The sequence below is a fragment of the Dankookia sp. GCM10030260 genome, from assembly GCF_042666655.1.
In the GTDB taxonomy this organism is placed as follows: Bacteria; Pseudomonadota; Alphaproteobacteria; order Acetobacterales; family Acetobacteraceae; genus Paracraurococcus.
This window is the reverse complement of the sequence record NZ_JBHTDE010000005.1, coordinates 76951-96494: the sequence shown is the minus strand read 5'-3', so window position 1 is coordinate 96494 and position 19544 is coordinate 76951. Positions and strand designations below refer to the sequence as shown.

Sequence of the window (19544 nt, the reverse complement as noted above, 5' to 3'; positions counted from 1 at the left end):
CGCAGGCTGGCCGACGGCACCATGCTTTGGTGAAACGCGGCTGATCGTTCCGCCCGCAAGAAAGCTTGCCGGTTGCAGCCAACCGAACTCTCAGCCAGGAGTCTGGACGGTAGGCTGGAGCCATCGCAGGACCCGCTGGGGAACGGCGTCGCCGCCGGCATGCCGGCGGGACGGGACCTCACCGGCACCGCAGTGGTGATCCCGACGTCGCAGCGGCGCGACGTCGTCGTCGCCTCCGCTACCGCCCTCGCCGACCAGACCGATGCCGAGGCCTACGAGGTCATCATTGTGGTCGATGGCTCCACCGACGGCACCGTCGATGCGCTACGCACGCTGCCGTTTCCGCTGCGGGTCGTCGAACAGCCGAACGGCGGCGCCGCCATGGTGCGAAACACCGGTGCGCGGCTCGCCCGCGGCCGCATCATCCTGTTCCTCGACGACGACAGGCAGGCCGACCGGCACCTGCTGGAGGACCATGCGCGGCAGCACGACCGCGGTGCGGTCGCGGTGATCGGGCATATCCCGCTGCATCCGGACTCGCCGCGCAACCTCCTCAGCCGCCATGTCGGCGCATGGGCCGGGCGGCGCGGCAAGGCGCTCGCCGCCCCCGGCGCGAGGATCACCATGACCGTAGTGCCTACCGGCAACCGCTCGGTGCGGCACGCGGCCTTCGCAGCGCTCGGCGGCTTCGACCAGCGCTTCATCGATGATGGCTCCCTTGGCAAGGAGGACGTCGGTCGTGGCTGCCGGCTGATCGGGAGTGGCGTGTCGATCGCCTCCGACTCGCAGGCCGTCAGTTATTGAGCCAGCCCCGGTCCTCTTGAATCAAGCTGGCGAGCATCGCGTGCCGTGCGGCGATGCGACGAAGGCAGAGGACGTCTGGCGCGCCCTCGGCGCCGATCGGCTCGCCGACATGGCCTGCTTCGATCCGCCCCATACCGTGGCCTACGAGGGCGGCACCGCGGCCAAGATGACCATCGCCAACGATGCGCTCGGCAGCGGCTTCCTCGACTTCCTCCGTCCGGCGCTGGCCGATGTCCTGCAGGTGACCAAAGGCGCTTGCTACGTCTGCATGTCCGCATCGGAGTGGCCGACGCTGCACCGTGCCCGGCAGCAGGCGACCGGCGCAGCGGCGGTGCTGGACGGTGAGGAGCGCACTTTCAACGACATCGCCGAAGTCCGCACGTCTCAGGTGGCAGAGCCTGGATAGCGCTGCTGTTCGCCACAGCGCTTGTTTATTGACAGCATTGCAATCACGCGCACGCTCGACCTCACGGTCGGGTGGATGGGGCCACCCCGGCTCCGCAAGAACGAGAAGGCTCCGGGAGGACTACCCCTTGAAGCGTCGCACGCTCATCGGAGGGCTGCTGGCTGCACCCTCCATTCCAATGCTTGCATCGGCACAGGACGGCGCCTGGCCTGCCCGCCCGATCCGTCTGCTGGTCGGGTGGCCGCCGGGCGGCTCGGTCGACATCCTCGCCCGTATCCTGCAGCCGCGGCTGCAGGCAGTGCTCGGCCAACCCGTGGTGGTGGAGAACCGGCCCGGTGCTACTGGGTCAGTGGGGGCGGCGGAGGCAGCGCGCTCTCCGGCGGACGGCTATACCTGGCTCATCGCGGTCGACAGCCATGCGATCATCCCGTCGATCCTGCAGCTGCCCTATGACACCCGGCGGGACTTCGCACCGGTGACGCTGATTGGGCGTGGCCCGCTCGTCGTCACGTCGCATCCCTCGACACCATGGCGGAGCTTCCCGGAACTGGTGGCGATGGCGCGCGAGCAGCGGCCCGGATCCATCAACTACGCAACCGCCGGCATTGGCACGATGATGCACGTGGCCATGGTGCAGCTCTGCAACGTCGCCGGCATCCAGCTCACCCATGTGCCGTATCGCGGGGGCGCGCCGGCGCTGCAGGACGCGCTGGCGGGCCACGTGCCGCTGTTCGTCACCAACGCGCCGGTCGGTGGACCGCATGTGCGGAGCGGTGCCTTGAAGGGTTTCGGCGTCACGACGCGGGCGCCCTGGCGTGATTTGCCAGGAGTTCCAAGCTTCCACGAACTGGGCTTCCAGGGCTACGAGGCTCCCACTTGGTGGGGGGTGTTCGCGCCGGCGGGCGTGCCGGTCCAGATCAGGCGGCGCATGGAAGCCGAGTTGGCACGGCTTCTCGCCGAGCCTGAGACGCGATCCCGGGTCGAAGCGCAAGGGATGGATGTGCTGGCGACCTCGGGCGACAGCTTTGCTGCCTTCGTGGAGAGCGAGATGGACCGGTGGGCGCGGGTCGTCCGCGAGAACAAGATTCGCGTCGAAGGCTGAGCGGGCTTGCAGGCGATCGTCGTCGTCCGCGGATCGGCAGCGGCGAATGCCGCCGCCGATCCGTCGCCGGTCAGCCGGCCACGTGATAGACGGTGCAGGAACCCTTGGCGCCGTCCTTGTTCGGGCCGACCTGGCGGACCCGCTCCAGCACGCTGACTGCGCTCCCCTTACTTCTTCAGACCGGCGAAGAAGCCGCGGACCGTTTGCTGCGTCCAGCCGGTGGTCTCGGCGACCTGCGCGACCGTGGCGCCTTCTGGCCCGCGCAGCATGGTCAGCACCGCCTCATGCTTGGTGCCCTCGCGCGGCTTCCGCGGCACGGCGGCATCACGCGGACTACCGGCAGGCTTGCCGGCCGGCAGGGCGCGGAGGGCGTCGGCGAGGTCGCAGCGCGGGTTCGCCTCGTCATCCCAGGCCAGGAGGACCCGCTGCGCGGCGTCGCGGAGGGTAGCGCGCGACGCCGGATGCTGGTCAACGACGACTTCGGTGCCGAGCAGCCGCCGGCAGATGCCAAGAGCATTGGCCTCGGCGGCAGCCGCCATGCTGCCGCGACACCGTGATCATCACCGGTGCCGCAGTGGTGCCGGTTGATCGGATCAACATCGGCCACTGGCTGCGACCGCGGCCGCTGCTCGGCGCGCCAACGAGGATTGGCACCACGAACCTCCGCCGCCGCGATGCCCTCGAAGAGCGCCGAGTTCGCCTATCCGGAGGTGCCAGGTTGCGAGAGCGCTGAAGATCGACTTCGCCCCGACCCGACCGGGTCGCCGCATCCACCTGCCGCAAAGCCGCTGTCGCACCGCCGTCCCGCATCCCGTGGTCGAATGGTTTGCGGATCTGTGCACTGCCGCCGCGGCGCTTCGGCTATCAACCCCAGGTAGATTATGCTTGCATATTTTTATACGATTAGATTTTATCCCGCCATCACGATCGCGGGAAGTTGATAAATGAAGCTGATCGGCACCTCCAGGAAAGACGCTCTGACCGGGAGCGCTACAAACGATCTCATCCAGGGCATGGGTGGCAACGACCAGCTTTCGGGCCTGGCCGGTGACGACACCCTGGACGGCGGGTCAGGCTCCGACACATTGATCGGTGGCCTTGGCAATGACCTATACGTCGTCAACAGCCTTGACGACGTGGTGCGCGAGAGTGCGGGCCAGGGTGTCGACAAGGTGGTGACCTCGGTCACCTACACCCTGTCGGCCGAGGTCGAGAATTTGCTGCTGAACGGCACCGCGGGGATCGGTGGCACCGGCAATGCGCTCGCCAACGCCATCACCGGCAATGGCGGCGCCAACCTGCTCACTGGCGGTGCCGGCAACGACTCGCTGGATGGTTCGGCCGGAGCCGATACGCTGGTCGGCGGCACCGGTGACGACCGCTACATCATCGACAATGCCGGCGACGTGGTGCGCGAGAGCGCCGGCCAGGGCACCGATACGGTGGTGTCAACGGTCAGCTATACCCTGGGCGCCAACATGGAGCGCCTGTCGCTGGAGGGCACCGCGGGGATCGGCGGCACCGGCAATGCGCTCGCCAACGCCATTACCGGCAATGGTGGCGCCAACCTGCTATCGGGCGGCGGCGGCGACGACACGCTGAGCGGCGGGGCCAGCAACGACACGTTGGCCGGTGGTGTCGGCGTGGACCGGCTGACGGGCGGCACGGGCGACGACCGTTTCGTGTTCCTCGCACCAAGCAGCGCGGGCATCGACACCGGCCTCGGCGCCGGCGCGCGCGACCGGATCACCGACTTCACCGATCGGCTGGACCACATCGACCTGGCCTCCTTTGCGAGTGGCGGGGCCATCAAGTTCATCGGCCAGAGCGCCTTCGCGGTGAACGGCGGGCCGCAGGTGCGCTTTGCCGTCCAGAACGGCACGACCATCGTGCAGGTAGACGCCGCCCTGCCGGGTCATGCGGCGGATGGAAAGGCGGATGCCGAGATAGAGCTCGACGGCGTGCATGCGCTGACGGCGGCGGATTTCATCGGGCTGGGCACCGCCACGCCTCCCCTGCAGGGCGCTGTTCTCGTCAGGGTGAATGACGATATCCAAAGCATGGTGGATGCCGCGGCGCCCGGCACCGTGTTCCTGCTCGAGGCCGGCGAGCACCGCATGCAGTCCATCATCCCGAAGGCGGGAGACCAATTCATCGGCCAGGACGGAGCAGTCCTCAACGGGTCGCGCGAGTTGATCGGCTTCGCGCAGAGCGGCGACGACTGGGTGATTGGCGGGCAGACGCAGCAGGGCCTGCGCAACGCCACCGAGGAAGGCCTGCCTGGCTTCGTGCGCGCAGGCTACCCGGATGCCGTCTATCTCGACGACCAGCCACTCAAGGCAGTGGACAGCACGGCGAACGTCCGCCCGGGCACCTACTACTTCGACTACAACGCCGACAAGATCTATATCGGGGACAACCCGGCCGGCCATAAGGTCGAAGCGGCGGTCAGCAGCTTCGCCTTCCAAGGCGGGGACGGCATCACCGGCGTGAAGGTCGAGAACCTGATCATCGAGAAATACGCCTCACCGCTCCAGCGCTGCACCATAGGTGGCGACTACCTGCCGACAGGGTGGGTGATTCAGGACAACGAGGTGCGGCTGAACTATGGCGTCGGCATCGGCGCGGGCAGCAACACGCAGGTTCTGAACAACACAGTGCACGACAACGGCGAGATGGGCTTGGCCGGCGTCGGCGACAACATCCTCATCCAGGGCAACGACATCGGCACCAACGGGTACTGGTCCGGCATCGATACCCTTTGGGAAGGCGGCGGCAGCAAATTTGCCCTGACCGACAACCTCGTGGTGCGCGGCAACCACGTGCACGACAACAACGGCTATGGCCTGTGGACCGACATCGACAACATCCACACTCTTTACGAGGGCAACCTTGTCGAGAACAACCGCGCGGCTGGGATCAACCACGAGATCAGCTACGATGCAGTCATCCGGAACAATACGCTGATCGGCAATGGCATCGACCACCCCGAATGGCTCTGGGGCGCCGGCATCCAGGTGCAGAACTCGCGCAACGTCGAAATCTACGGCAACACCGTCGATACCAAGGGGGTCGGCAACGGTATAGCGCTGATCCAGCAAGATCGCGCCGCTGATGGCGACGCCCCCTATGGGCCCTACGTCACCATCAACAACAACGTCCACAACAACAGCATTACCGGATATGGGGCCTCCGGCGCGGTCGCCGACTTCAACGAAGACCAGATGTTGGCGGGTGGCAACAAGTTCGACTTCAATAGCTATCACTTGCCAAATACCATCGACGACTGGTTCGTCTATGGCGGGTACTACACCTGGGAACAGTTCCGCAGCGTCTCAGGGTGGGAGGCTCACGGCACCTTCTCCGCCATCTGATCCACGGGCCGGGTCCGCGTCAGGCGGACCCGGCAACCTGCCGCCGGCGCCCCAGGAGTTCGGTGCGGTAGATCATCGTACCTGCGATGCCAAGGCCGAAGAGGCACCAGAACCAGATGCCCAGCATCGGGCCTTCCAATGCCACATCGAAGGAGGCATCGATCACGATGGCGGTGCAGTAGCAGGCGATCCAGATGAACACGTCGGCCCATTCGCCATCGCCGCGCCGGCGGGCGATGCGCGCGGTGTTGAGCAGGGTACCCAGCCATACCGCAAGCGTGGTCAACCAAAGAACCAGACCTGGTACACCTGAACGCGCCAGGATGGTCATGTGGACATTGTGGGGACTGCGGACCGTCGGGCCGCCCAATTCCAACCCGATCACGTACCCGTCCTCCTCGGCAAGGTTCATCCCGAAGCCTTTGCCGGTCCAGAAATAGGGCCCGTGGAGCGTGTAGTTCACGATCGAATTCCACCAGTTCAGCCGCCACGCCTTGGTGCCATCCAGGTTCGACACGTTGCTCGTGCCGATGATGCTTTCGACACCGTCGACGATCTGCTGTGGCCCGAAGCTTCGCCCTCCGGGGAGCGGCACGTCCACTCCGGCGGCATAGGCCAGGCCAAACAGCGAGACCCCGACCATCAGAGCCGACAGGACCCGCCGCTTTTGCCGCGCCATGGCGACGGCCAGGATGTTCGGCAGGACGAAGGCCAGCATGGCGCCACGGCTGACGGAAACGAAGCCCAGGCTGATCAGCATGATGATGGGCCAAAGCCGGCCAGTCCGCATCAGCCCCAGCAACGCGAAGGCCGCAGCACCCGAAAGATGCGATGCCAATTCACCCGACCGCACGAAGATTATCGGCTGCCCGTTGCCGGGCCAGGTCGGCATGGCTGTGCCTAGCAGGTACAGCGAGTTCAGCAGGGCAAGGCCGATGAAACCGTAGATCCAGGCGAACCGGCTGTAGGCGGTCACCACCCGACGGAACCGGTCCGGCCGCTCCAGCATCACCGCCATGACGATGAAGGCGAAGAGCCCATAGATGACCACGACGGCATCCCGCGCCGCACTGATGCCGTAGCTGCCGACATAGGGGATCATACGCAGCACGACCCATGTCATGAGCAGCACCAGCAGCAGGCTGGCGGGCGACGCCAGCAAGGCGCTGCCGCAGCCCGTCCGCACCAGCACCAGCAACCCGAGGATCAAGGCGATCTCACCGATATAGAGCGGCGGCAATCCCAGATACGCAAAGCCCTTGCCGGAGACCGCGTAGCCCACCAGCACGAAGCACAACAGGCTGCAATAGCGGTCGTGCAGGGTCGTCGTTCGCAGCCGCCGTCCATAGCGGGGGATGGCGGCGGAGTCCGAGTGCGACATCGTTGATCAGCCGATCGCCATACACATGCGATGCCGCTGCCCGGGTCGCCGGCGCCGCCTTTCGTCGGCGGCGCCCGACCGCGTGGTCATGCGGGCGCGCTCAACCCGGCCGCCTGGACAGGGCGCCGGCGCCAGACACGCCCCACGTGGATCAGCACGAACAGCAGTAGCAACGCGCCGAAGAAGCGCGGATTGGCGATGATGTTCCACGGGCTCAGGTAGATCAGCCGGGCGAAGGGCAGGTAGCTGGCGCAGAGCAGCCAGGATACCCCGAGCATCGCAAGCAGTCGCGTCCTGGCCGGCGATGCCGCCTCCCGCAGCACGGCGCTGAGGGCGATGACGAAGGCCGGCAACAGCACGCCGTAATGGTAGAGCCAGACGATCGGCGAGCCGAGGGTGATGCAGATCGATGCGACGACGAAGTCCATGATCGTCGGCCCCTCCTGCCGACGGAACAGGGCCGGCAGAAAGGCAATCAAGGCAAAGACCAAGCTCGAGGCCAGTGTCAACGCGTAAACCAACGGCCGATAGGGCGCGTAGTCGTCCTTGTCCCATAGCAGGGCGCCGTTGCCATGCTCATACAGGCGGTGAAGGATGCCATTGACCGACTCGTTGACGAAATGCCGCTCCCCATGCTGCGAGATGACCGACAGCAGGTCGAGATAGGCGAGGTTGTTGTGCAGGCCGTAGTGCACCAGCGCGGCGATTCCCAGCGGCACGGCAGCCCAGAGGAACCCTCGGCAGAAGGCCCACTGCCGCCACAGTACGGCCCACACCAGGAGCGCCCCGAGTTGCGGTTTGATCGCCGCTGCAAGGGCGACAAGTAGGCCGACCCAGAAGTACCGCCCGCTCAGCCAGGCGATGCAGGCGAAGGTGAAGAAGCAGTTGATCCAGACCTGAATGTTGCCTTTTCCCAGCGCATTGTAGGTCGGATAATAGGTTGCCGCGACAACGAGGAAGAGTGCTGAGATCCAGAGTCGGCCCGACTCAAGTTGCATGGACGCGGCACGGGGCAGCTTCTTCGCTTCCTGCTCGAACAGCAGATTGCAAAGGTAGAGTATACCAGCAAGATTCGCGACGAAGAAAACTAGGTTGAGGAGATTCAGCTGGGCGATCGAACTGATTCCAATTGCTTCCAACAACTCCAACGGCAGGAGACTGGTCAAGGGATACTGGAATTTCTTCGCATCGGCATACTGCGTCAGCAAACCGTCCAGGCTGTTGTTTTCGAGTTGGAAATCGCGCACCGCCTCATAAAGGCGGCCACCCTCCGAACTGCGGAAGATGGTCAGACCCAACTTCATCGGCTTCCAGGAATCAATGCCATTCTCGATGAAGTGCGAGAAGCCGTTGGGCGGCGCGGCGGCCTCCTCGGCGGCCGGCAGGGCCCGGACGATCTCAGCCTTGAAGACGACGCCGGCCGCCCCAACCAGGACGCTCGAACCCACGACCAGCAACATGACGAGTTGCCATATCCGCATCCCCAGAAGCGGCAGTGAACGGTTCATGGTTGAGCCTCTAGTTCGAACATTGAGCTTCTCCATCATTGGCATCGGCTAGGCGGATCGAGCGCAGACCATCGGCTGGTCCCCGAGGCTATCCATCCGGCGGGTCGAGATCCGAGCTGCCGGTGGCGCCCGCGGCCGCATCATGGCGATGCGGCCGAACACCGTCTCAGGCGCTCGGCAGTCCATGGCCATGCGCGACGGAGCGGCCGAAGGTGACGAGGGCATGCCCAAAGTAATTCAGCACCGCGCCGAGACCGATTGCCACGCCATGCGCCAGCGCCTGGGCGATCATGAGGTTGGCGATCAATCCATCGAGCATTGCGAGGAACAGGACCGAAAGCCCGGCGACGATCAGGGACGTCACGATGTTGACCGCGAGGAAACCACGGATTTGACGGCCGATCGACCGGGACGATTTGGGGAATACGAATTCCCGATAGGTCACGAAGCCCACGAGCATGCCGATGCACGCGGCAACCAGCACGGCCGGCAGGAAGGGCATGATGGAGGAGAGTGGAATGCGCACCAGCCAGTTGATGCCCGCAGCGGTGCCTCCGGCGAGGATGAAACGCGCCGGCTGAGGCAGTCGCCTGGCGCGCGCGAGCAGGCCACTCGCCGCTCCACCCCGGTCCGGCACGAGCGAAGCGCCCGGCGGCTCTCCATCTACCGCGTCGCATGATTCGGTGCGGACTGCGGCCTGCGGATCGAAGGCCAGCCTGCCAGCCGTCCAGCACCGAGGTGCGTCGCTCGCGGCGCGGGATGCCCGAAGTGCATGCACATATTCTTTGACGCCAATCGTCGCGTCACCCGATGCGCCGGCGTGTCCAGATGGGGTACCGATGCCATTGGAAAATGCAAGACTCGGGTCGTGGTCACGCATGGTCAGCTCTCCTGGCCACGGCACCTCACAGTCCGCGACGCGATCAGGCTAAGCGGCGCGGCCAAGCTGATCATCTCCTCTTTGGGGTTAGCCCAGTTGGGCTTGGCTTGGGCAAACAGCAGCAGGGTCGGCTGCCATGCCCTGCCCGCGTTGCAAGGCGCTCCCAGCCGCGGGCGTGACCCACGAAAAGCGTGCCGGGTACGCACCCTATGCAGCGCCAAACGCCGCTCAGCGCAACGCTGGTCGCTCCACACGGCCGATACGCATGAATACGGGCGCGCCGTTGCGTAGCCAGCGGGCAAGGAAGCTTTCGATGGTGTAGAAGATGGCGATCCCGGCCGCGACGCAGATCAAGGCGCCGACGATTCGCACCGCCGGGGCGAGTTCCGCCGGCAAGGCGAGTATGCCAAACGCCTTGCCTGCGGCGGAAAGGATGAACCAGTGGCTGAGATAGATGCTGTAGGAGGCGTCGCCCGCCAGCCACACGAGCCGATTGACGGCATTGTCGGCCTGGAAGACGCCGCGGACGGCAAGTGTGCCTCCGAACACCACCGCAGCCAACAGGGTCGTCAGGATGAGCCGGTCGGCTTGGTCTGATCCAAGCCAGAAACCCAGGCCGGCGATCATGCCGAACAGGAGCAGTGCGCCCGCCTGCCTCCGCCACTGCGCCGGTTCCAGGCAGCGGAACAGCCATCCGACGCCAAAAGCGAACATGTAGGGCGTGAAGACATGTGACAGCGGCGCTCCGCCCCAGGTCGACGGCTCGTAGGCACATCCGATGACACCGAACCCGGCCAGGATCCACGCAACAGCCGTGAGACGGTCGCCCCGCACCACCCCCAAAAACATCAGCAGGGCGACGAACGCGTAGAAGACCATCTCATATTCCAGGGTCCAGCCGACCCCCAGGATGGGGTAATCATCGCCCGGCAGGATGAGGTATGATCTCGCCAGGTTCATGACGCTCATGTCGAAGGCGCCGAGCCGCCAGGCTGGCATCACGAGACCGATGACCACCACGATGGTCGTGAAAACCCAATACAGCGGATAGATACGAATTATTCGCGATGCCAGGAAAGCCTTGTAGTCCCGGAACGCCGGCACTCGCATCGCCATGATGTAGCCAGAGATGATGAAGAACAGCTCGACTCCCACGCCTGCGACAGGTGCGTACCATGTCGCGGACAGCACCCGGCTGTTCGAGAAGTGCTTCACGATCAGGTCGGAATGACAAATGATGACTTCGAAGGCGGCTAGTGCCCGCAGCCATTGAATCTCGTTCCGCTTTTCTTTTGGCATTGCGATCCGATTCCGACTTCAATGCGCGCATGACCGCCAGACATGGCGCGTGGCCCCCACAGCCTATCCGCAAACGAGACGGCCACAGCCATGGCTATTCGGAGTAGCCCAGCCGATCGCCATGCGGCGGTCAGGCACGACGTTCATCCGTCATGGGCGTTGCGGGCCCGTCTCGGCGCCCGATGCGATACGCCGTACGACGCTGGTGCTGTCCTGGCCCGAGCGGCGCTGGTAGCCCTGCCAATCGTAGAAATCATCGACCCAGGCCCAATGCTGATCGGTCAGCCGCGGGACGAAATAGACGTTGTCCACGAAGCGGTTGTTGCCTGCCAGCATTCCCTTGTGATCGTCATCGGCCAGGGCACCGGAAACGCCTTGATCCGGGGTCCGGCTGAAGACCAGGTTGCGGTACACATGGTTGTTGATGGTCTTGTAGGGTCCGTACTCGCCATCGCCGCGGTTCTGCTGGATCAGGCAGATCCCGTTTCCGCCATGCGTCATGTCGACGATGTTGCCGTAAACTTCGACGTTCTGCGAATTCTGGATTTGGATCGCACCACCCCAGAGCCAGGTATGCGGCCCGGTGCCGTTGCCCCGCAGCACGTTGTTGCGGATCACCGCGGCGTAGCTGATTTCGTGTGACAGGCCGCCGTTGCGGTTGCCCTCAACCAGGTTGCCTTCGTACAGCGTGTTGATGTTGTCGATATCCGTCCAGAAGCCGAAACCGTTGTTGTCGTACAGGTGGTTCGAGCGGACGATCAACCGGTTGGTCTTGGCGCATTTCGCACCGCCTCCTTCCCAGAAGGTGTCGACCTTCGAGAAGTAGCCGTTCGAGAAGATCTCGTTGTTCTCGAACAAAATGTCCTCGCCGAAGCAGCCGACCCCCATCTGACCGTTGTTGTGAACGCGGTTGCCCACGACATGCGCCTTGGTTCCCACCGAAATGCCCAGCGCATAGTTGAGACGAACCTCGTTGTCTCGCACCACCCAGCCATAGGACGGCCCGCCGAAGCCGATCGCCCCGACCTGCATCTGCGGCGCATATTTCTCGACGATCAGGCCCTGGACCAGAACACGCTTGCTGGTGCTGCCGTCGAAGGCATAAGGCGTCACGCTGGCCTCGACCTTCTTGCCGGTCGGGTTGTCGACGAAGTAGATTTTTTGGCCGGCATAATCGAAGTGATAGGTTCCGGTCTTCACCTTGGCTTTGCTGTCCACATGGATCAAGGGTCGGTCGTCGATGAAGAATGCATCCGGGTAGGAACAACGCGGCCACTCCGGCGGACATTCATCGGTCGCCGAACGGACGCCACGTTGTTTTTGTCCAGTTGCAACCCAATATTTACCTTCCCGAGCAAAATCCTGGATCAGTTTGGAACCGTTCAGGATTGCGCCGGGCTCGCCATAGAAGCGCTGCTCATCCTTCGGCTTGATGGCCTGCATGCGGTGCGTACCGGCCTGGATGCAAAATGATGTACCCGGTGGCGCAACATCCACGCGCGCCTGCAGGGTGGATCCGACGGCAAGCAGGACCGCGCCGCGCGGACAGCCCTGGCCCGGCTCCGACACAGGTCCGGCCGGGCTGCGCGGCGGCGGCGCGGCCATGGCCGGCGCCAACCAGCCGCCGACCGCCAGCAGCACGCAGGCAATGCCTGGGTAGTTTTGGATCATCGGGCGCAGGGTCATCGCGTTGCATCCTTGATACTGGAGGCTGACACCCTTGCATGCGTCGAGCCTGTCCGTTTCACGGGACGTAGAGTTGCCGGAGGTGGGCGGCGATCGCTGTCCAATCCGCGGCGGCACGCGCCCAGGCATGCGCGGCCGCGGCACGGCTCTGCCATTCGGCTGGCGGCAACCGCTCGGCTGCATGCAGCGCGGCGCAGACCGCCGCCGAAGTGTGGTCCAGAATGGGCAGGCCTGCCCGTTTGGCTTCCACCATTGCCCGCAGGCTCGTGCCGGCGGTGACCACCAGCGGCAGCCCCAGCAGCGCGGCCTCGAGCGCCGCGAGCGGCACACCCTCAAAGCGCGAGGCCATGACGCAGAAATCGCATTCTGCCATGATGGCCTCACGCTCGGCTCCGAAGCGGGGCCCTTCGATGCGCACCGAGCCGGCGATCCCCAACCGGCTCGCCATCTGCACCAGCTGCTCTCGAACGGGGCCGGTCCCGATGGTGGTGAGCCGCCCGGTCCCGCCGCTGTGCCGGTATGCCGCAAAGCCTTCCAGAAGCAGGTCGAGCCCCTTATGTGCGAGCTCGTACCGCCCGCAAAAGACGAAATGCGGGAAATGCGCCGAGGGTGGCCTTGCGGTCGTGTGCCACGGTCCCGGTATCAGCCGGGACGCATAAGCCCCGTTGCCGACAACCTCGATCCGTGCGCGCGGCGCGATACGGGACAGGATCCGCCGCTCCTCGGAGGCGAGCGCCTGGACGAAGCGGGCGCCTTCCAGCAATCCGCGTTCGAACAGCGCCAGGTAGATCGCCGTGCGGGGCTTCAGCAGCCGACCCGCCGGGTCGAAGACATGGGAGAAACGGCCATGCACGGTGATCGCATAGGGCACGCCGCGGGCCCGCAGGGCGCGACCGAGGCCCACCAGCAGCGGCTCGCGGCCTCCATGGATGTGCAGCACGGTCTGTGTGCCGGCATCGGCGAGCAACGCGGCAAGCGCCGCCCCGCCGAGCCGCACCGCGCGACCGCGCAGCCTGGGGCCGGTCAGCGGGATCACCCGCGTCGGACAGGTAGCGTCCTCCCCAACCGACACCTCGCGATTGGCCAGAAGGATCAGGCTCGCGGCGTCACCCGCCGCGCGCTGCTCCCGGACCAGTGCCCGGGCGACGTTATGCACGCCGTTCGCCTCAGTCGGATGGCCGACGCGGTCGGTCACGACCACGTGGCGGATATCGAGCCCGCCGCCAGCCCGAGCCGCAGCGGTGCGAGACTGGACGACAGGCGGTTCCATCAGGTCCATTGGGGCGGTGCCCTCCGCAGACCAGGCATGGTCAGGCTCCTCGGATGGATGTTGCGCCGACGAGGCTGGGTGCCGGCTCGAGCAATCCGCCCAGGATCCGGCGTGCCGCGATCAGTCGCACAGCATTCGCGCCGACATGGGTCAGGCAATTGCCGAGCACGCCGAGCGTGCCGATCAGGGGTACCGCCAGCACCAGCGTCGCAAGGGCGCCGGCGGCATTGATGGCGAAAGCCAGCCGCATGGCGGTAAGGCCGTGCAGGAAGGCCACCGCCACATCCGCGGCATAGCCCGCCAGAGCAGCCAAAATGAGCACGCGAACCGCGAGCGTCATGTCGAGGTGACTCGACCCCGGGCCGTACATCAACTCCAGCACCTGACCTGGCACCGCCAGCAGCACGGCCGCATAGGCGAGGATGGGCGGTGCTGCGAGGATGCAGTAGCCACGCACGGTGCGCCATACCTCGGCATTGCCCCTCCCGCGCCCTTCGGAAGCGGTCTGCGGGATGATGTTGCAGAGCGCGAACAGAATGGGGTTCAGCAGGTTCACCGCATTCGCCGCCGCCTGGAAGGAGGCGACGGCAGCAGTCCCTGCTGCTGCGGCAAGGCCGAAAAGAAGCAGCTGGGCGCGGCCCTGCAGCAGCATCGCATTGCCGATCGACCAGCCGCCGCCGATCATCCAGTAATCCGCCATCGTCCGCCGCAGGTGAAGCCGGCCGAGCGGATAGGGGCGGAGCTGCAGCACTTGCACCGCGGCGGCCATGGTCGAGGTGGCTGCCATGCTGTAGAGCGCGGTCTCCAGCGTCAGCACGTCCAGCCGTGCGAGCAGGATCACAACCGCGCCCTGACCCAGGTAGCTCAACCCATCGCCGAGCGTCGCCGCGCGATAGCGGAAGGTGGACAGCAAGCCCCGGCGTAGCCCCTCCTGCAACTGCCAGGTCAAGAAAGCCGCCAGAGCGGGGAGGATCAGCACCGCCTGCCCCGTCGTGGCCAAGACCACGGCCAGCACCACGCTCAGGCAGCCGGACAACAAAGCGATGAGCGCCAGGCTGGCACTCAGCAAGCGGCCATGGTCATCCGCATCGGCGACAACCAGCCGCACCGCGAACGGATGGAACAGCAATGCCGAATTTACGACCTGCAGCGTTAGCATCCCTCCGAACAGTAGGGCGAACATCCCGTAGTCTTCGGCGGCCAGCTCGCGCGCAAGCAGTACATTCACCAGGAAACTGCCGATGCTGACGATCCCCTGGTCTGCGAGGGACCAGGAGATACGTGTCAGATGGAGCCTAGTCCACATCAGGCAACTCCGGGCTCACGCTGGATCGTGGCGGCGTCGCCCCATGGCCGCCGAGCACGCGCCCGTAGCCGGCCACCGCCTGTTCCGCGGCGCGGGCCCAGCTGAATTCCCGGACGACCCGGGCACGGGCATGGTCCCCCATCCCGACCAGCCGGGCCCGGTCCCGTGCGAGCATCTGCACGGCATCCGCCAGCGCCGCCGGGTCTCCAGGTGGCACCAACACACCGCAATTCTCGTCGACCTGGTAGGGGATGCCGCCAACAGAGGACGCCAGCACCGGCACGCCGTGCGACATTGCCTCGAGGACGACGAGGGGGAAAGTGTCGGCCAGCGTCGGGAAGACGAAGAGGTCGGCACGGCGGAACAGCGCCGCCACCTCCCGATCCGTCACACGCCCAACGACGACGATGCGCTGGCCCGGCAAGCAGGCGCGGCTATAGCGCTCGTAGTCGATGCCATCGCGCTGCTGCCCGCCCACCACCAGCAAGTAGGGGCAGCGAAGCCGCGAGAAGGCCTGCAACAAGTCCGGCAAACCCTTGTTGGGAGTATGGTTGGCCAGGAACATGCAGCTTATCTCGCTCGAATCCCGCTCTACCGGGATGCCGAGCCGCTCCAGCACCGCGCGGTCCGCAGCCAGTGAAGCTGGGGCGGGCAGCGGCACACCATTGCCCACGATCTCGATCGGCCCGTCATATCCCATCCCCCGGACGATGCTGATATCCGAGGGCGAGAGAGCGAAAATCGCTGCAGCGCGGCGTACGGCGCGGGTGACCGGCGCTACGACGAGTTGCTGCCACGCCAGACTGCGAAGTCGATCGAAGCCGTAGATCCGGGCACCATTGGCGACCTCGTTGAAACCATGCGTCGAGATGACATAGGGCGTGCCGGTGGCGCGGCAGGCCTTGGCTACGCGCTCAAACTCCAACGCCGGCATCGGGTTGTGCAGATGCACCAGGTCGTAACCGCCCCGCCCGATGATGGCAGGCAGGTCCGAGCGGTAGAACAAGGTGCTATAGCGACTGGGCAGCCTTGACCAAGGCAGCAGCGGTGGCCGCCAGCTTCGCACCATGATGCGATGCACCGGGCCCTGGCTTTCGGCGGACGGAATGGCAGCGGCGCCGTTCATCATGCTGGCGACCGTGACGTCGCACTGCGACGAGACCGCCGCGCTCAGCTGCTCGGCCGCGCGCGCTCCGCCGCTGACTGACATGTGCGGCGGCACCACGATCGATGCGAGGATGCGTCGCTTTGCAACGCCGCTTGCCCCGCCATCCTGCGGCATCGCTGGCCGTATCGATTGGGATATCAAAGGTACTTCTCGATCAGCCCACTGGCGAAATCTGGCCGCTCCCAGAGTTCTGCGAGGGTATCGTCGACCGTGTGCCTCGGCCGCCAGCCGAACATCGCCGCAATGCGGCGGTTGTCGGCGGCAAGCACTGGCCGGTCCACCCGCCGCACCCGGCTCGCATCCTGCCGGATTTCGAACTTCACCCCGGAGACTCGCCGGATCTTCTCGATAATCTCGATAACCGAATGGGTTTGCGAGGTACCGAGGTTGATGAAGCAGGTCTCGCCGGGCGCCACTTCTCCCTGTAGCGCCGCCGCTCGGAAGCCATCCGCTGCGTCGCGCACGCTGATGTAGTCCCGCCGCGAGGTGAGATTGCCAAGTTCGATGACGCATCGCCCGGCCTTGAGCTGCGCCACCAGTTCCGGCAGCAGATGCGGGTTCGTCTCGCCCGGGCCGATCACGTTGAACAGCCGCGTGACGACGGCCTGCAGCTGGCGCTTCGCGGCGATCTTGGCCACGTAGTTCTCGCCGTGCAGCTTGGTGAAGCCATAGATGTCGTCGGGACCGAGCGGCGACTCGAGCTCCTGGTGCGGCGTTTCCTGCGGCCGGTAGACCGCGCCGCTGCTGGCGAAGACGAAGCGACTTCCCTCCGGGCAGGCCATAAGCAGGTTCAGCGTACCGAGGACGTTGGTGGACACCGCCTGGCCAGGATCGGATTCGCATTCCGGGATGTAGTGCAGCGCGGCAAGGTGTACGACGATGTCGGGCCGGAACTCATTCATCAAGGTGGCGACGCGGTCGACGTCGCGGATATCCAGTTGTTCCAGACGCAGCGCCGCTCGTTCCGCGGCATCGAAGCGCCAGTCGCCGTAGCGCAGGATGTCGGCGATGCAGACATCGTATTCCGGGCCAAGCGTCCGCGTCAGGGTGCGGCCGACATAGCCGTTGCCGCCGGTGATGAGGATACGGGTCTGGGTCATGTCGGGCTACACCAATCCGGAGGGAGGGGCTGCATGCCGGGATGCCTTCGCTCCTGCCGTGCCCCGATGGAAGTCCTTCTCTCGCGCGTAGAAGAAGCACTCGTCGAGGATCTTGAGGCGCGCATGCTGGCGCAGGTTCACCCGCGTCAGGACGATCCCATCGATGCCGATGGCGTGCTCCTGCAGCCGGCGGAGAGCGGCGGTGACGATCCGGCGGCGCGTGCCGCCCCATTGCGCGACATGGATCACCGTATCGGCCAGGCGGCCGAGCGCCAGCGAATCCCCCGCGAGCATGACCGGCGCCCCCTCCAGCAGGATGACGTCGAAATGCTTCCGCGCCTCCTGCAACAGACTGCCGATGCGGTCGGGGCCGAAGACATCCGCCAGGAGCACCATCGGTTGCTTTCGTTCAATGACCACCAACGCCGGCCCGACGGCGCGGGCAGGTGACGGGTCACCGCCGGTTGCGGTCGCGGTCGGCGCCGTTGGCTCGGAACCGCTCCGGATCCGCGGACTGTTGATAAGCATCACCCGCTGGCCGGCCGCGGTCAGCGCCTGCGCCAGAGCCATGCACAGCGTTGACTTGCCTTCGCCTGGCAGGGCGGAGGTGACCAGCACGACCCGGCAATCGCGCACCGTGCCGAACAGGTTCACGCCGGCGCCGATAGCGTAGATCGCCTCATCGAAAATCATCGCGCTGGGGGTCCCCGCGGCGATCTCCGGCTTCGGCATCAGGTCGGGCAGCATGCCGAGGCAGCGCGTGTCCAGTACGTCCCGGATCTCCTCGCTGGTACGGAAGCCGCGATCGCGCCGCTGGAGCAGTCCCGCGGCCGCGATCCCGGTACCGAGCCCGCCGACCAATGCCAGGCCGAAGACGACCAAAGGCTTTGGTGAGGTTGGAGTGCGCTCTGGCTCGGCCGGTACTGCCAAGCTTGCCGTGGTGGGCCGCAGCTCACGGGCAGTGAGCGCCTGCTCACGGCTACGCGTCAGGGCGGCGAGCCGGTCGCGGACCGCCGCCGCCTTGGTCAAGCGGTTATGCAACTCGATCTCGTCGGCCTTGCCCACGACCATCGCCCGCTGCAGGACCTCCATCTGTTGCCGCAGCCCCGTCTCGGTATGGCGAATGGCCGCAAGTTCGCTTTGGGCAACGACGACGGCGCGGCGCACCTCGGCATCAAGCCGCCCGCGCAGGTCGGCGAGTCCAGCCTGGGCCTGCAACACGGTCGGATGGCGCGATCCGAGCCTGGACAGTGCCTCGCTGAGTTCCCGCCGGGCCGCCACCTCGCGGTCCAGCAGCACGGGGATCAGTGACGCACCCGGGAGGTCGGCCGGTGACGGAACCTGCCCGCTCCGCGCCACCTCCTCGATCCTGGCCACCCGGCGCTCCTCGTTCAGCCGCGTCAGGTTGGCGGCTGCGACCTGCGCGGCCAGCGTGCGGAGCTGCTGCTGCTGCACGCTCTCGCCATCGTTCGTTCCCGCCTCCATGAGGCCAGTGCGGTTGCGGAAAGCGGCAATATCCGCCTCCGACGCTCGCAGCGCCTCGCTCACCTCGTTGATCTGCGCCGTCATCCAATCGACCGCCCGGCTGGCCGCGTCGGTGGCCGACTGGGCACGCCGATGCAGGTACTCGTCCGCCACTGCGTTGGCGATCCGTGCCGACAGCGTCGGATCCTGTGAGGCAAAGGTGATGGAAATGAGGTAGGAGCGGGGATCGCTGCCAACCGAGAGGCCGCGCACGACATCCGCAGTCGCACGCGCGGCTGCATCCGTCGTGAAGGGCTCGGAATTGGGCGGTGGTTTCCCGCGCATCCAGGCGAGACCTTCGGCGGCCCAAGTGCGGGCCCACGCGGCGTAGTATTCGAGGCCGCTAGGGGTCTCGGCATAGGCGGGATCATCTGCCAGCCCTAGTCGCTCGACCACTTGGCGTGCCAGTTGCCGCGACCGGATGATACGCAGCTCGCTCTGGATCAATGAGCCCGCATCGAGCGCCACTGCGGGCGACTGGTCGGATCCGAAGCCAGCCTCGCGCCGGCTCAGGTCGAGCTGCAGGATGGCTTCGGAGACATAGGTCCTCTTCAGTACGGCCAACGCGCCGATTGCGAGCAGGAGCGATAGCAGGAGACAGCCGATCACGAGGTAGCGGTGCCGCCAGATCGCCAGCATCGCATTCGCTACGATCCGCTCTCCCTCGGCCTGTACCAAGCGCCCGGATTGGGCATTATTGAGAGGCAGGGTGAACGTCGCCCGATGCACGCTGGGG

15 protein-coding genes are annotated in these 19544 nt (G+C 65.8%); 4 read left to right on the top strand and 11 right to left on the bottom strand.

Features of this window, described 5'->3' with window-relative positions; translation table 11 throughout:
• The first annotated feature begins 72 nt into the window (after positions 1-72).
• The 3 genes from ACFQS7_RS17950 to ACFQS7_RS17940 all read left to right on the top strand — a co-directional run bounded on the left by ACFQS7_RS17950 (position 73) and on the right by ACFQS7_RS17940 (position 2312).
• Positions 73-804, top strand: coding sequence for a glycosyltransferase family 2 protein (locus tag ACFQS7_RS17950; RefSeq protein ID WP_380068486.1), 732 nt, complete (start codon positions 73-75; stop codon positions 802-804).
• A 16-nt stretch (positions 805-820) separates the two neighbouring features.
• Complete coding sequence (locus ACFQS7_RS17945) at positions 821-1210, top strand: hypothetical protein (protein WP_380068485.1); 390 nt, start codon at positions 821-823, stop codon at positions 1208-1210.
• 127 nt (positions 1211-1337) lie between these two features.
• On the top strand, positions 1338-2312 hold the full coding sequence (locus ACFQS7_RS17940) for a tripartite tricarboxylate transporter substrate binding protein (RefSeq protein ID WP_380068484.1): 975 nt from the start codon (positions 1338-1340) through the stop codon (positions 2310-2312).
• A 167-nt stretch (positions 2313-2479) separates the two neighbouring features.
• Here ACFQS7_RS17940 and ACFQS7_RS17935 read toward each other — a convergent pair whose 3' ends face one another.
• Positions 2480-2851 (bottom strand): DUF3489 domain-containing protein, encoded by a 372-nt coding sequence (locus ACFQS7_RS17935; protein ID WP_380068483.1) that lies wholly within the window; start codon positions 2849-2851, stop codon positions 2480-2482.
• 405 nt (positions 2852-3256) lie between these two features.
• Here ACFQS7_RS17935 and ACFQS7_RS17930 point away from each other — a divergent pair, with 405 nt between their 5' ends.
• Entirely contained in the window at positions 3257-5686 is a 2430-nt protein-coding gene (locus ACFQS7_RS17930; protein ID WP_380068482.1) for a right-handed parallel beta-helix repeat-containing protein, read from the top strand.
• 19 nt (positions 5687-5705) lie between these two features.
• On the opposite strand, the gene ACFQS7_RS17925 is transcribed toward ACFQS7_RS17930, so the two are convergent.
• The 10 genes from ACFQS7_RS17925 to ACFQS7_RS17880 all read right to left on the bottom strand — a co-directional run bounded on the left by ACFQS7_RS17925 (position 5706) and on the right by ACFQS7_RS17880 (position 19486).
• Complete coding sequence (locus tag ACFQS7_RS17925; RefSeq protein WP_380068481.1) at positions 5706-7067, bottom strand: O-antigen ligase family protein; 1362 nt, start codon at positions 7065-7067, stop codon at positions 5706-5708.
• An 86-nt stretch (positions 7068-7153) separates the two neighbouring features.
• On the bottom strand, positions 7154-8614 hold the full coding sequence (locus ACFQS7_RS17920) for a glycosyltransferase family 87 protein (RefSeq protein WP_380068480.1): 1461 nt from the start codon (positions 8612-8614) through the stop codon (positions 7154-7156).
• Between the two features lie 127 nt (positions 8615-8741).
• Entirely contained in the window at positions 8742-9455 is a 714-nt protein-coding gene (locus ACFQS7_RS17915; RefSeq protein WP_380068479.1) for a GtrA family protein, read from the bottom strand.
• Between the two features lie 228 nt (positions 9456-9683).
• The gene (locus tag ACFQS7_RS17910) at positions 9684-10754 is read right to left on the bottom strand and encodes an acyltransferase family protein (RefSeq protein WP_380068478.1); all 1071 of its coding nucleotides are present in this window, start codon (positions 10752-10754) and stop codon (positions 9684-9686) included.
• A 150-nt stretch (positions 10755-10904) separates the two neighbouring features.
• The gene (locus ACFQS7_RS17905; RefSeq protein ID WP_380068477.1) at positions 10905-12440 is read right to left on the bottom strand and encodes a right-handed parallel beta-helix repeat-containing protein; all 1536 of its coding nucleotides are present in this window, start codon (positions 12438-12440) and stop codon (positions 10905-10907) included.
• A 58-nt stretch (positions 12441-12498) separates the two neighbouring features.
• A complete protein-coding gene (locus ACFQS7_RS17900) occupies positions 12499-13719 on the bottom strand; it encodes a glycosyltransferase (RefSeq protein ID WP_380068476.1) in 1221 nt (406 codons plus the stop codon).
• A gap of 31 nt (positions 13720-13750) precedes the next feature.
• Complete coding sequence (locus ACFQS7_RS17895; RefSeq protein ID WP_380068475.1) at positions 13751-15016, bottom strand: hypothetical protein; 1266 nt, start codon at positions 15014-15016, stop codon at positions 13751-13753.
• A complete protein-coding gene (locus tag ACFQS7_RS17890) occupies positions 15006-16298 on the bottom strand; it encodes a glycosyltransferase family 4 protein (RefSeq protein WP_380068474.1) in 1293 nt (430 codons plus the stop codon). Before ACFQS7_RS17890 ends, ACFQS7_RS17895 begins: the two co-directional genes overlap by 11 nt.
• A gap of 23 nt (positions 16299-16321) precedes the next feature.
• A complete protein-coding gene (locus ACFQS7_RS17885) occupies positions 16322-17284 on the bottom strand; it encodes an NAD-dependent epimerase/dehydratase family protein (protein ID WP_380068473.1) in 963 nt (320 codons plus the stop codon).
• A 6-nt stretch (positions 17285-17290) separates the two neighbouring features.
• Complete coding sequence (locus ACFQS7_RS17880) at positions 17291-19486, bottom strand: GumC family protein (RefSeq protein ID WP_380068472.1); 2196 nt, start codon at positions 19484-19486, stop codon at positions 17291-17293.
• Positions 19487-19544 lie beyond the last annotated feature (58 nt).

Excerpts from the sequence above, each read along its gene's own strand:
- ACFQS7_RS17935 (WP_380068483.1), bottom strand. The coding sequence starts at position 2,851 with ATGGCGGCTGCCGCCGAGGCCAATGCTCTTGGCATCTGCCGGCGGCTG.
- ACFQS7_RS17930 (WP_380068482.1), top strand. The coding sequence starts at position 3,257 with ATGAAGCTGATCGGCACCTCCAGGAAAGACGCTCTGACCGGGAGCGCT.
- ACFQS7_RS17925 (WP_380068481.1), bottom strand. The coding sequence starts at position 7,067 with ATGTCGCACTCGGACTCCGCCGCCATCCCCCGCTATGGACGGCGGCTG.
- ACFQS7_RS17920 (WP_380068480.1), bottom strand. The coding sequence starts at position 8,614 with ATGATGGAGAAGCTCAATGTTCGAACTAGAGGCTCAACCATGAACCGT.
- ACFQS7_RS17915 (WP_380068479.1), bottom strand. The coding sequence starts at position 9,455 with ATGCGTGACCACGACCCGAGTCTTGCATTTTCCAATGGCATCGGTACC.
- ACFQS7_RS17910 (WP_380068478.1), bottom strand. The coding sequence starts at position 10,754 with ATGCCAAAAGAAAAGCGGAACGAGATTCAATGGCTGCGGGCACTAGCC.
- ACFQS7_RS17905 (WP_380068477.1), bottom strand. The coding sequence starts at position 12,440 with ATGACCCTGCGCCCGATGATCCAAAACTACCCAGGCATTGCCTGCGTG.
- ACFQS7_RS17900 (WP_380068476.1), bottom strand. The coding sequence starts at position 13,719 with ATGGACCTGATGGAACCGCCTGTCGTCCAGTCTCGCACCGCTGCGGCT.
- ACFQS7_RS17895 (WP_380068475.1), bottom strand. The coding sequence starts at position 15,016 with ATGTGGACTAGGCTCCATCTGACACGTATCTCCTGGTCCCTCGCAGAC.
- ACFQS7_RS17890 (WP_380068474.1), bottom strand. The coding sequence starts at position 16,298 with ATGCCGCAGGATGGCGGGGCAAGCGGCGTTGCAAAGCGACGCATCCTC.
- ACFQS7_RS17885 (WP_380068473.1), bottom strand. The coding sequence starts at position 17,284 with ATGACCCAGACCCGTATCCTCATCACCGGCGGCAACGGCTATGTCGGC.